At 58.0% G+C, this 12,197-nt stretch carries 12 protein-coding genes; 10 read left to right on the top strand and 2 right to left on the bottom strand.

Annotated features, from left to right (window positions below):
- The first annotated feature begins 83 nt into the window (after positions 1-83).
- The 6 genes from AC2FLE_RS13350 to AC2FLE_RS13375 all read left to right on the top strand — a co-directional run bounded on the left by AC2FLE_RS13350 (position 84) and on the right by AC2FLE_RS13375 (position 4,092).
- Positions 84-770, top strand: coding sequence for a response regulator transcription factor (locus AC2FLE_RS13350; protein ID WP_142637092.1), 687 nt, complete (start codon positions 84-86; stop codon positions 768-770).
- A gap of 228 nt (positions 771-998) precedes the next feature.
- Positions 999-1,391, top strand: coding sequence for a GFA family protein (locus AC2FLE_RS13355; RefSeq protein ID WP_496697596.1), 393 nt, complete (start codon positions 999-1,001; stop codon positions 1,389-1,391).
- Between the two features lie 71 nt (positions 1,392-1,462).
- Complete coding sequence (locus AC2FLE_RS13360; RefSeq protein WP_496697598.1) at positions 1,463-2,251, top strand: exodeoxyribonuclease III; 789 nt, start codon at positions 1,463-1,465, stop codon at positions 2,249-2,251.
- Between the two features lie 75 nt (positions 2,252-2,326).
- Positions 2,327-3,241, top strand: a complete 915-nt coding sequence (gene trxA / locus AC2FLE_RS13365) for a thioredoxin (protein WP_281995418.1) — start codon at positions 2,327-2,329, stop codon at positions 3,239-3,241.
- Positions 3,242-3,268: 27 nt separating this feature from the next.
- Complete coding sequence (locus AC2FLE_RS13370) at positions 3,269-3,910, top strand: LON peptidase substrate-binding domain-containing protein (RefSeq protein WP_496697599.1); 642 nt, start codon at positions 3,269-3,271, stop codon at positions 3,908-3,910.
- Entirely contained in the window at positions 3,907-4,092 is a 186-nt protein-coding gene (locus AC2FLE_RS13375) for a Trm112 family protein (protein WP_496697600.1), read from the top strand. The genes AC2FLE_RS13370 and AC2FLE_RS13375 overlap by 4 nt, the downstream gene beginning before the upstream one ends.
- Here the strand turns inward: AC2FLE_RS13375 and AC2FLE_RS13380 are convergent.
- Entirely contained in the window at positions 4,089-5,351 is a 1,263-nt protein-coding gene (locus AC2FLE_RS13380) for an FAD-dependent monooxygenase (RefSeq protein WP_496697601.1), read from the bottom strand. The genes AC2FLE_RS13375 and AC2FLE_RS13380 overlap by 4 nt on opposite strands.
- Positions 5,352-5,404: 53 nt before the next feature.
- Here AC2FLE_RS13380 and AC2FLE_RS13385 point away from each other — a divergent pair, with 53 nt between their 5' ends.
- From AC2FLE_RS13385 to AC2FLE_RS13400, 4 genes are all read left to right on the top strand, one after another.
- Complete coding sequence (locus tag AC2FLE_RS13385) at positions 5,405-6,733, top strand: amidase (RefSeq protein WP_496697603.1); 1,329 nt, start codon at positions 5,405-5,407, stop codon at positions 6,731-6,733.
- Between the two features lie 107 nt (positions 6,734-6,840).
- Positions 6,841-8,022: an aminotransferase class I/II-fold pyridoxal phosphate-dependent enzyme gene (locus AC2FLE_RS13390; RefSeq protein ID WP_496697605.1), complete on the top strand. Its 1,182-nt coding sequence runs from the start codon at positions 6,841-6,843 to the stop codon at positions 8,020-8,022.
- Positions 8,023-8,036: 14 nt separating this feature from the next.
- Entirely contained in the window at positions 8,037-10,925 is a 2,889-nt protein-coding gene (locus tag AC2FLE_RS13395) for a DNA translocase FtsK (RefSeq protein ID WP_496697607.1), read from the top strand.
- A gap of 39 nt (positions 10,926-10,964) precedes the next feature.
- The gene (locus AC2FLE_RS13400) at positions 10,965-11,561 is read left to right on the top strand and encodes a LolA family protein (RefSeq protein ID WP_496697608.1); all 597 of its coding nucleotides are present in this window, start codon (positions 10,965-10,967) and stop codon (positions 11,559-11,561) included.
- A gap of 12 nt (positions 11,562-11,573) precedes the next feature.
- Here the strand turns inward: AC2FLE_RS13400 and AC2FLE_RS13405 are convergent, their stop codons facing one another.
- Positions 11,574-12,155: a transglycosylase SLT domain-containing protein gene (locus tag AC2FLE_RS13405; protein WP_496697610.1), complete on the bottom strand. Its 582-nt coding sequence runs from the start codon at positions 12,153-12,155 to the stop codon at positions 11,574-11,576.
- Positions 12,156-12,197: the final 42 nt, after the last annotated feature.

A 12,197-nucleotide genomic window follows, 5' to 3' on the forward strand; every position in this document is an offset into this window, starting at 1 on the left:
GAGGGCGTGAAACGGTTGCAGCAAACCTTGTTGATTGCATCTTTCGCGCGCAAGTGGTGGAAAAGGGCTTAGGAGGACCGGATATGGCACAGCTAAAGAAAATCCTGCTAGTGGATGATGATGAGGATCTGCGCGAAGCGTTGAGCGAACAGCTCGTGATGACCGAGGATTTTGATGTATTCGAAGCGTCGGACGGGGCATCAGCCATGGAGCGGGCTCGCGAGGCGATTTACGATCTGGTCATTCTGGATGTTGGCTTGCCCGACACGGATGGGCGCGAGCTGTGCCGCCTGATGCGCAAGCAAGGTGTGAAAAGCCCGATCCTGATGCTGACCGGTCATGACAGTGACGCGGACACCATCCTGGGTCTGGATGCTGGTGCCAATGACTATGTTCCCAAGCCGTTCAAGTTTCCGGTCCTTCTGGCTCGTATCCGTGCGCAGCTTCGCCAGCATGAACAATCAGAAGACGCGGTATTTGTGCTCGGGCCTTATACGTTCAAGCCGGCGATGAAGATGCTGATCACCGACGAAGACCGCAAGATTCGACTGACCGAGAAGGAAACCAATATCCTCAAGTTCCTGTACCGGTCCGCCGACGGTGTCGTCGCCCGTGACATTCTGCTGCATGAGGTCTGGGGCTATAATGCCGGTGTCACCACACATACGCTGGAAACTCATATCTATCGCCTGCGTCAGAAGATCGAGCCCGATCCATCCAACGCGCGCCTTTTGGTCACAGAATCGGGTGGATATCGCTTGGTATCGTAACTTGATGTGGATTGACTTGGATCAAAGTGATACCCTGTAGACATCTTTAAGTTACTCCCAACCCGTACATGTCCGGGTAATGACATGTACCTCCCTGTTGGACTGCCGGGCCTGATGGCCCGGCCTTTTTTGTTTGTGCTGCAAAGTGTTTTGCGGCTCCTAGCGGATTGCGACAAAGTGTATGTTCATGTAATGTTCTATTTCTGGAGTGCAAAATTGGAGGCGAAAGTGATTCATGGAAGTTGCCTGTGTGGCGCCGTAAAATTCCAACTTACCAGTGAACCTTCGGTTATGGGAACATGCCATTGTTCGCGTTGTCGGAAGGCAGGTGCAAGCACTGTTGTCTTCGTCAAGAAACATGATGTTGTTTGGCTGGACGGTAAGGACCGAGTTGTCACTTACCAGCCTGAACCGCCCTATAAATATGGCAGGTGTTTCTGCGGCACCTGTGGGACGTCGCTTGGTGAAATCCTGGCTGATGCCGACAGTTTTCCAATCGCGGCCAATGCGCTGGATACCCCGTTTGAGCTGACAGTCCAGTTTCACGAGAATGTTTCCGAAAAACCGCATTGGTACGAGATTTGCGATGATGCACCCCAATCGTCCGGGCATCCGTCCTGATATTTTCTTTTACGATGGCACCTGAGAATGCGCCGCGTTAGGGTGCGCCAACCGCGACAGAGGAATTCCCTATGCCTTTTACTCTTGCCACATGGAACATCAACTCGGTCCGCCTGCGCGAGCCTATCGTGCTGAAATTGCTGCGCGAAGAGGCTCCGGATGTTTTGTGCCTGCAGGAATGCAAGTCGCCGGTGGACAAGATCCCCACCGAAGGATTTGCCAAACTGGGGTACACCCACATGGTTGCGCGGGGGCAAAAGGGCTACAACGGCGTTGCGATCCTGTCTCGTTTGCCGATGGTCGAGGCGGGCGACAAGGATTTCGCAGATCTCGGCCATGCGCGCCATATCGCGGGGCGGCTGGAAAACGGCGTGACGATTCACAATTTCTATGTGCCTGCGGGCGGGGATGTGCCGGATCGTGAGGTGAATGAGAAATTTGGCCAGAAGCTGGATTACCTGACCGATATGCGTGACTGGTTCCACGCGGAAAAGCCGGAAAAATCCATTCTGGTTGGTGATCTGAACATCGCTCCGCGTGAGGATGATGTCTGGTCGCACAAACAGTTGCTCAAGGTCGTTTCGCATACACCGGTCGAGGTCGAGGCTTTGGCCGAAACACAGGACTCAGGCGGTTGGGTCGATGTCACCCGGCAGGACATCCCCGAAGGGCAGCTTTATAGCTGGTGGTCCTATCGCGCGCGGGATTGGGACGTGGCCGACAAGGGGCGGCGGCTGGATCACGTCTGGGCGACCCCGGATATCTCGAATGCAGGCCATTCCAGCCGCGTTCTGCGCAACGCGCGCGGGTGGGAAAAGCCCAGTGATCACGCCCCGGTCTTTGCGACCTTTGACGTCTGACGTGAAACTCTGCCCTTGGTTTCCGGGTCAAGCGACTGCATATAGAGCGCAAGTTTAATCGAAAGAGTGACAGCCATGGACCTTCTGAACGGCGCAGACACCCCCGCCACCGATCTGATCAAGGACGGGACCGAAGCCACTTTTATGGCGGATGTGGTCGAAGCCTCGCAGGACGTGCCGGTAATCGTTGATTTCTGGGCACCGTGGTGCGGCCCGTGCAAAACGTTGGGCCCGCTGTTGGAAGAGGCTGTGACCGCCGCCAAGGGTGCGGTCAAGATGGTCAAAGTCAATGTGGACGAAGCACAGATGATCGCCTCACAGATGCGCGTTCAGTCTATCCCGACCGTGTATGCCTTTCACAAAGGCCAACCGATCGACGGATTTCAGGGCGCAGTGCCCGGATCCGAGATCAAAGCATTTGTAGATCGCGTGATCGAGGCGACAGGTGGCGAAAGCCCGGGTGGTCAACTGGACGATGCTGTCGAGGCTGCCGAGGAAATGCTGACCGAAGGTGCCGCAGCGGATGCCGCTCAGACCTTTGCTGCCATTTTGGGTGAGGATCCGAACCACGCCACCGCTTATGGTGGGCTGGTACGCGCGCATATCGCCACTGGCGATTTGGAGCAGGCCGAGGCAATTCTGAACGGTGCCCCGGCGGAGATTTCCACATCGCCAGAGCTTGAAGCGGCAAACGCACAGTTGGAACTGGCCAAGCAAGCGGCAGATGCCGGCCCGGTGGCCGAATTGACCGCAGCGGTTGAGGCCGATCCTGACAACCATCAGGCACGGTTCGATCTGGCGCAGGCCCTGCATGCCAATGGCGAGGTTGAAGAGGCGGTGGCGCAGCTGCTGGAAATGTTCCGCCGTGACCGTGAATGGAACGAAGGCGCGGCCAAGTCTCAGCTGTTCACGATATTTGATGCGCTTAAACCTAATGATCCGATTGTTCTGAACGGGCGGCGCAAGCTCAGCTCGATGATATTTGCCTAATTCTGGATCAGAGCTACACTCGGGTACATGATGCATCCCGCTGATCTGCCGGATACGGTATCCGTTTTCCCTTTGCCCGGGGCGCTGTTGCTGCCCCGATCGCGTTTGCCGCTGCATATATTTGAGCCGCGCTATCTGCAGATGTTGGACGACGCTTTGAAAACCCAGGAACGGTTGATCGGGTTGGTTCAACCGAACCCCTGTCAAAGCAACGAAAGCAAGCTGCACCAAATTGGCTGCGCGGGACGGGTGACGCAGTTTTCCGAAACTGAAGACGGCCGCTATCTGATCACTCTGACCGGCATCTCCCGGTTCCGTATTCAGGCCGAGTTGGATGCATTTACCCCATACCGCCGTTGTAACGTGGCCTGGCGCGGGTTTGACCGTGATCTTGGCAAGGTCGAGCACGACGAGGGTTTTGATCGGGTGGGGCTTTTGAAGCTGTTGGAAAAGTTCTTTTCGTCGCGAAAGTTGTCGGCTGATTGGGATATGTTGAAAGACGCGAATGATGAACTGCTTGTGAATTCGCTGTCGATGTTGCTGGATTTTGATCCGGAAGAAAAACAAGCCTTGCTAGAGGCTCCCTGTTTGCGCACCCGGCGCGAGACTTTGGTGACACTGATTGAATTCGCCATGCGCGGCGGAGCGAATGAGGAAACACTACAATGACCACCGTTGAACACGCTTTTGACCGCCACATGCTTGAGGCGCTAATTTGTCCGAAGACGCATACAACGCTGCATTATGACGCTGAAAAGCAGGAACTGGTGTCAAAAGCGGCGAGTTTGGCCTTTCCTATCCGCAATGGCATTCCTGTCATGTTGGTGGATGAGGCGCGCGCGCTGGACTAGATCGCCCGCCCCTGCAGCAGCTTCGGCAGGTCTCCGGTCAACCCGGCTGCCTCGCGCACGAAACCACGGCGCAAGCCGGGCAGCGAACCGACGATACCCATCCCGATATCCCGACCGATCCGCAGCAGTGGATTATCGTTGGAAAACAGCTTGTTGAACACATCCGTCGCCATCGCCAAAGACGCGGTGTCGAACCGCCGCCATTCCTGAAAACGTTCCAGTACCAGTGGTGATCCGATATCTTCGCCGCGTCGTCCAGCCAGGGTCAGCACCTCGGCCAGGGCGCCCACGTCGCGCAGGCCCGCATTCAGGCCCTGGCCTGCAATCGGGTGCATTCCATGGGCTGCGTCTCCGACCAGCGCCATCCGTTCTCCGATGAAAGAGTTGGCGATGGTCAGGTTCAGCGGATAGGTAAACCGATCTCCGGCCAGACGGATTTCGCCCAGGAAATCGCCGAATCTGGGGCGCAGGACCTGCAGATAGTCCTCCTCGGGCAGGGCGTTGATGCGCTTGGCCATTTCTGTTCGCTCGCTCCAGACGATAGAGCTGCGATTGCCGGTCAGAGGCAGAATAGCCAAAGGGCCGGGTGGCATGAAGAACTGATGCGCGATGCCGTGATGCGGCAAGTCATGTTCGATGGCGCAGACCAGCGCGGTCTGCCCGTAATCCCATCCTGTGCGTTTGATCCCGGCACGTTCCGCTGTGCCGCTGCGACGCCCATCGCATCCGATCAGCAGCGCACCCTTGACGACCGCGCCATCATCCAATGTCAGGCTGACGCCTGTTCCCGAGGTCTGCTGTGACACTACCGTCTTGCCGCTGATCTGGGTAATGGCCTTTTCCGCGGCCATCGCGTCCAGAAAGGCACGGCGCAGGTGGCGGTCTTCGACCATAAAGCCCATCGGACCTTCTTCGATCTCGGCATGGTCGAAATGCATGAAAAACGGCGACGGGCCAGCGCCTGCATGGCCATCGGTGACCTTGATTTCGAGCATTGGCTGCGCGTGTTTGGCAACCCGTGTCCAAACCCCAATCGCCTCTAGCAGGCGCTGCGAGGCCAGGGCCAACGCATAGGCTCTGCCGTCAAAAGCCGCATTTTTGCGAACCTTTTCGGCCAGCGCGTCAATGACGGTAACTCTGTGCCCTGTTTGTGCCAGTGCCAAAGCCAAAGCGGGGCCATTCAAGCCGCCGCCGACGATCAGGATATCCGAGCTCTGTTCCATGCTGCGCACTATGCGCGCCCATTCGGGATTGTCCATGTGCGGTCCTGTCGCTACCGTCGCTGGGAATGCAGAAATTGAAGGGGGCAGTGATGCAGGATTGGTTGTCGATGACGGCTTGTGATCTGGGTCGGGGCATTGGCATGGGCCAGATTGACCCGGTTGAACTGACAGAGACCTTTCTGACTGCGATAGCAGCCCACCCGCATCGCGACCGTATCTATGCTCGCGTGACCGAAACGCGCGCCCGAGCCGAGGCTGAGGCGGCGCAGGAGCGGGCCAAGCTGGGATTGCGCCGATCATTGTTGGATGGGGTGCCGATCAGTTGGAAAGACCTGTTCGATACTGCCGGGACTGCCACCGAGGCAGGAACGGTACTGCTGAAAGACCGGGTTCCCAAAACTGATGCAATCGTGCTGCGAAATGCCAGTGCCATGGGCGCTGTATGCCTTGGCAAAACCCATATGAGCGAGCTGGCCTTTTCCGGCCTGGGTTTGAATCCAATCACCGGAACGCCGCCCTGCATAGATGATGAGGATGCGGTTCCCGGAGGATCATCTTCGGGGGCTGCGGCATCCGTGGCTTGGGGATTGGCGGCTTGCGCGATCGGCTCGGATACTGGTGGGTCAGTGCGGATACCGTCAGCCTGGAACAATTTGGTTGGGCTGAAAACCACCGCCGGGCGGGTCAGCCTGGAGGGTACAGTCCCGTTGTGCCTGCGGTTTGATACCGTTGGACCGCTGGCCCGCTCGGTCGAAGATGCGGCCCATATGCTGGCCATGCTGGAGGGCGGTACGCCAGCTGATTTGCGCGGAGCCAATCTAAAGGGGCGTCGTTTCGCGGATTTACAGACTGTCGCCAAGGATGATTTGCGCGCAGAGCCGCGTGTCGCTTACGAGGATGCCCTGGATCGGTTGCGTGAGGCCGGTGCAGATATCCTGCCTCTCGAGGTCCCTGAACTGACCGACGCGATGGGGCTGTCGGGGGTTCTTTACACCACCGAAGCCTATGGCCTGTGGCGCGATGTGATCGAGGCCAACCCAGATGTGATGTATCCCGAAATACTCGAACGGTTCCGTGCCGGACGAAATGCTTCGGGCCCCGATTATGTTGCAGCCTGGTCAAGGCTGAAGGCGTGTCGCGGTGCATGGGACGTAGCCACTGCCGGGTTTGACGCCGTTTTGGCCCCAACTGCACCGATCCTGCCGCCCAATCTTGAACGGCTGATGAGCGATCATGACTATTACGTTACCGAAAACCTGCTGGCTTTGCGGAACACCCGGATCGGCAACCTCATGGGGCTGGCAGCGCTGACCTTGCCGACCGGAAAACCGGGCTGCGGGCTGATGATGATGGGTTATCCGGGGTCCGAAGAGGCGCTTTTGCGGCTTGGTTCCGCGGCCGAGGCCGCATTGGCCTGAATGCCACAATCCCCTGATTCGGCACCTCTTTGTCTGGACGAAGCCCCGCCCGGCCTGTAACCTGCTTGAAAACGGGGCGAAATGATCCCGATATTGAGGCAGTAGTTATGAATTTCCCCGAGCGGTTTTCGAACCTTCCGGAATACGCATTCCCGCGCCTGCGCACCCTGTTGGATCATCACCAACCGGGCGGTGAAGTGATTCACATGACCATTGGTGAGCCGATGCACGCATTTCCTGCCTGGGTCAGCGATGTTATCGCGGAAAACGCTGCCGGGTTTCAGGGATACCCGCCGAATGAGGGCTCGGCCGAGCTGCGCGGCGCGATCACTGACTGGATTGCACGCCGCTATGGCGTCACGATGGACCCGGACACGCAGGTTATGGCCCTGAACGGGACGCGCGAAGGGCTGTATAACGCCGCCATGGCGCTGTGCCCCGAACAGAAATACGGACAAAAACCGGTCGTTCTGTGCCCGAACCCGTTCTATCAGGTCTATATGGTTGCCTCGATCTCGGTCGGGGCTGATCCGGTTTTTGTCCCGGCCACGGCGGCCACAGATCATCTGCCGGACTATGCGGGATTGCCCACGGATGTGCTGAACCGCACTGTCGCCGCTTATATCTGCTCACCAGCCAACCCGCAGGGCGCAGTTGCCACGCGCGAATATTGGGCCGAGTTGATCCGGCTGGCTGAGACATATGATTTCCGTATCTTCGCCGATGAATGCTATTCCGAGATCTACCGTGACACAGCGCCTACAGGTGTTCTGACGGTCGCAAAGGAACTGGGCGCTGATCCCGAACGGGTCACGCTGTTCAACTCGCTGTCAAAGCGGTCGAACGTGGCCGGGCTGCGGTCTGGCCTGATTGCAGGCGGGCCGGAAACGATCAAGCGGGTCAAGCAGTTACGCAATTATGCAGGCGCGCCATTGCCGCTGCCGTTGCAGGCCGCCGCCGCAAGGCTCTGGGCCGATGAGGCGCATGTGGACGAGAATCGCGCGCTCTATCAGGAAAAATACGCCATCGCAGACCAGGTGTTTGCAGGCATCCAGGGCTATATGCCGCCCGAGGCAGGGTTCTTTCTGTGGCTGCCGGTCGAGAATGGCGAGGAAACCGCATTGAAACTGTGGCAGCAGACCGGAGTTCGGGTGCTGCCGGGGGCATATCTTTCTCAAGGTGATCCGGGGCAAAACCCGGGCGAGCAATTTATCCGGGTCGCTATGGTGGCCCCAAAAACAGAGATGCGGCAGGGGCTGATCACGCTCCGCGACTGCATCTATTCGTGAGGTACGAGGGCAAAATGGCATCATATAACGCGCGCAACCGCGATCCATTGCTGGACAGCACGACTCAGGCCGCCATCGAAAGGCGCAGCAAAGAGTTGATCGGCATCGCCCTGATCCTACTTGGGTTGGCTTCGGCGGCAATGATCTGGTCCTACACACCGGATGACCCGAACTGGATGGTGTCGACGGATGCACCAGTGCAGAACTGGATGGGGCGTGTTGGTGCCTCGATCGCGGCGCCATTGTTCATGATTGTCGGTTGGGGCAGTTGGAGCATCGCGTTGGTGTTGATCGGCTGGGGTGTGCGTTTTGCCGGACATTTCGGTGAAGATCGTGCCGTCGCCCGCCTGATATTTGCACCGATCTGGATCGCCATTGTCTCGGTCTATGCGGCGACATTGGTGCCGGGTGAGGCTTGGCGCGTAACGCATAGTTTTGGGCTGGGTGGATTGTTTGGGGATACGGTCATGGGTGCCTTCCTGACCTTGTTGCCCATATCCTCGCATTTTATTGTCAAGCTGATGTCTCTGGCGATGGCTATTGGGATGCTGACGCTGGGCGTGTTTGTTCTTGGTTTCACCAAGGACGACGTGCGCAAGGGGTTCCGCGCCTTCCTGCTGGGATTGGTCATGTCCTATGACATACTGATGAATCTGCTGGGTCGTGGGGCTGCCGCAACAGCGGAGGCTGCGCGCGAACGTCGTGCCCAATGGGACGAACGCAAGACGGCCCGCGCCGAAGGGGCCGTGTTCGACGACGAGATTGCCTTTACGGACCCTGTTTTCAACGAGCCACTTCTGGAAGCGCCCGAACCGATAAAGACCGGCCTTCTGTCGCGCATTCCTGATCTGATCCGTCGCCCGGACCCCATGCCCGAACCCGAGCTGATCGACCGTGAACCTGTCGCGGGTTACGAGGAAATGCCGGGCGAGGATCGTATCCGTTCAAAGATTTCTGCCGCCGTGCGCAACCGTAAAGTTGCAGTCGGAGAGATGGCTCCTGAGCCCGATCCCGACCTGCCGCTGACCAAAGGGCGGGGCCGTGGACCCGACCCGTTGATCCTGAACGCAGGGCCTGCGGACGATCTGCCGCCCGAGCCGCCAGTGACATCAACCGGGCTGCCGCCCGAGCCGATGCTGTCAGCGCAGCCTGAAACAGAATGGCAGGAACCGCTGCATCAGGATTTTGCGCCCGAGCCGGATTTCGATGACGAGGCCGTTTTCGAGGATGACGCCGATGAGATGCCGCAAGCCCGCCCGGCGATGAAAATCCCCGTGGCCGAGCCGCGCAAGCCGGTGGTTGCGCAACCCGTGCGCCGCACCCCGCCGCCCTCGCGCCGGGCCCAGGCCGAGGCCCAGCCCGCGTTGTCGTTCGAGGAAAAGCACTCCGATTTCGAACTGCCTCCGCTGGGCCTGCTGTCCAACCCCTCCAGCATTCAGCGCCATCACCTGAGCGATGAGGCCCTGGAAGAGAATGCGCGGATGTTGGAAAATGTGCTGGATGACTATGGCGTCAAAGGTGAGATCGTCAGCGTCCGCCCCGGTCCGGTTGTCACCATGTACGAACTTGAGCCGGCTCCGGGTTTGAAAGCCAGCCGCGTTATTGGTCTGTCGGATGACATTGCCCGCTCGATGTCGGCCCTCTCGGCGCGGGTTTCGACCCTGCCGGGCCGCTCGGTCATCGGGATCGAACTGCCCAATGAAAACCGTGAAATGGTGGTGCTGCGCGAAATCCTTTCGAGCCGTGACTTCGGAGACGGCAATCAGGCGCTGCCTTTGGCGCTGGGCAAGGATATCGGCGGTGAATCCGTTGTGGCCAATCTGGCCAAGATGCCCCACCTGCTGATCGCGGGGACCACCGGTTCCGGTAAATCGGTGGCGATCAACACGATGATCCTGTCGTTGCTGTATAAGCTGACGCCGGATGAATGCCGCCTGATCATGATCGACCCCAAGATGCTGGAATTGTCGGTCTATGACGGCATCCCGCATCTGCTTTCTCCGGTCGTGACAGACCCGAAGAAGGCGGTTGTCGCCTTGAAATGGGTCGTGGGCGAGATGGAGGATCGCTATCGCAAAATGTCCAAGATGGGTGTGCGTAACATCGCGGGCTATAACGGCCGGGTGAAAGACGCGCTGTCCAAGGGCGAGATGTTCAGCCGCACGGTCCAGACCGGTTTTGACGACGAAACGGGTGAACCGATGTTCGAGACCGAGGAATTCGCACCCGAGTCGATGCCCTATATCGTTGTTATTGTCGACGAGATGGCCGACCTGATGATGGTCGCGGGCAAAGAGATCGAGGCCTGCATCCAACGTCTGGCGCAGATGGCGCGGGCCTCAGGTATCCACCTGATCATGGCCACGCAGCGCCCCTCGGTCGATGTGATTACCGGCACGATCAAGGCGAACTTTCCGACTCGGATTTCCTTCCAGGTGACGTCAAAGATCGATAGCCGCACCATTCTTGGTGAAATGGGCGCCGAACAACTGCTGGGTCAGGGTGACATGCTGTATATGGCGGGTGGCGCGAAGATCACCCGTTGCCACGGTCCGTTTGTCTCGGATGAAGAGGTCGAGGAAATCGTCAACCATCTGAAGCAATTCGGCCCGCCGGATTATATGAGCGGTGTGGTCGATGGACCGACCGAGGAAAAGGCTGATAATATCGACGCTGTTCTGGGTTTGAACACCGGGGGCAACACCAATGGCGAAGACGCCCTTTACGATCAGGCCGTGGCGATTGTGATCAAGGATCGCAAATGCTCGACCTCGTATATCCAGCGGAAACTTGCCATTGGCTATAACAAAGCTGCGCGTCTGGTTGAGCAGATGGAGGACGAAGGCATTGTTTCATCGGCAAATCACGTCGGAAAACGCGAAATCCTGGTGCCAGAGCAATAGGATATTTAATAACTAGGGCAGAGCGCTTATCTGGGTCTTATGAAACAGATTGCTTTTGCCCTTGCACTGACACTTGCCACACCCGCCGCCTGGGCTGCGGACAAGTTGCCGCTGTCGCAGATATCGAATTACCTGAATGGTCTGAAAACTGTCGAGACGACATTTACACAGGTCAATGATGATGGCTCACTGAGCACAGGAAAGCTGTGGATCGCGCGGCCTGGAAAGATGCGGTTCGAATATGACCCGCCAGACAGCGCCGTTGTGTTGGCACGCGCCGGCACTGTTCAGATCTTTGATCCGAAATCCAACCAACCGCCCGAGCAATACCCGCTAAAGCGAACACCTCTGTCCCTGGTTCTGGCACGGAATGTCGATCTGGGTCAGGCCAATATGGTGGTCGGGCATGACTTTGACGGAACCGCCACTGTCGTGACAGCACAGGACCCGAAAAACCCCGAATCCGGTCGGATTGAGCTAATGTTCACTGGCGATCCGGTTGAGCTGCGAAAATGGGTGATCCACGATAATGCAGGCGGGCAGACAACCGTTCTGCTGGGTCAGCTTGATACCGAAAAAAATCTAAGCAGCAGCTTGTTTTCGAACAAGAACAGAAGCGGGTCAGGCAATCGCTGACCCGCGAATTGTTCAGTAACGACAGCCTGACAGTTGCGCCTGGTACATCTGGGCGCGCGCATCCACATCATTGGCCACGTTCAGCAACCACGTCTTGCTGTAATGGCTGCCGCGGGCGTAGCCAGTATGGCCTTCGTGATAGGCCAGATACTGGTTGCGCGTGTCGCTTGGCTGGATGCCATTGCGCTCATAGCTTTTGTTCATATACCAGCCGATGAAATCCGACGCGTCGCGAATGCGATCCCGCTTGGCCCGGCGCTTGCCAGTTTCGCGCTGATACTCATCCCATGTCCCGTCCAGCGCCTGGCTAAAGCCATAGGCGCTGCTCTGGCGGCCCATCGGGATCACGCCCAGAACATATTGATGCGGTGTGCGCGCATCGTGGCGATACCGGCTTTCCTGATAGATCGTTGCCATCTGAACGTGAACGGGGATTCCCCATTTCCGCTCGGTGCTTTTGAACGCCTTGATATATTCAGGCCGTTCACGCGCAATGCTGCATGCATCATTCAGCTTGCTGGGTGGCTGGTTGGAACCACCCCCGCAGGATGCCAAAAGCAGCACCCCGAAGAGTACGATAAGAAATCTGCTCATGTGCCTCGTGCCTTTTTTCTTCATTCTAGCGCAGATTGAGCG

This window comes from Ruegeria sp. CDSA077 (assembly GCF_059612265.1).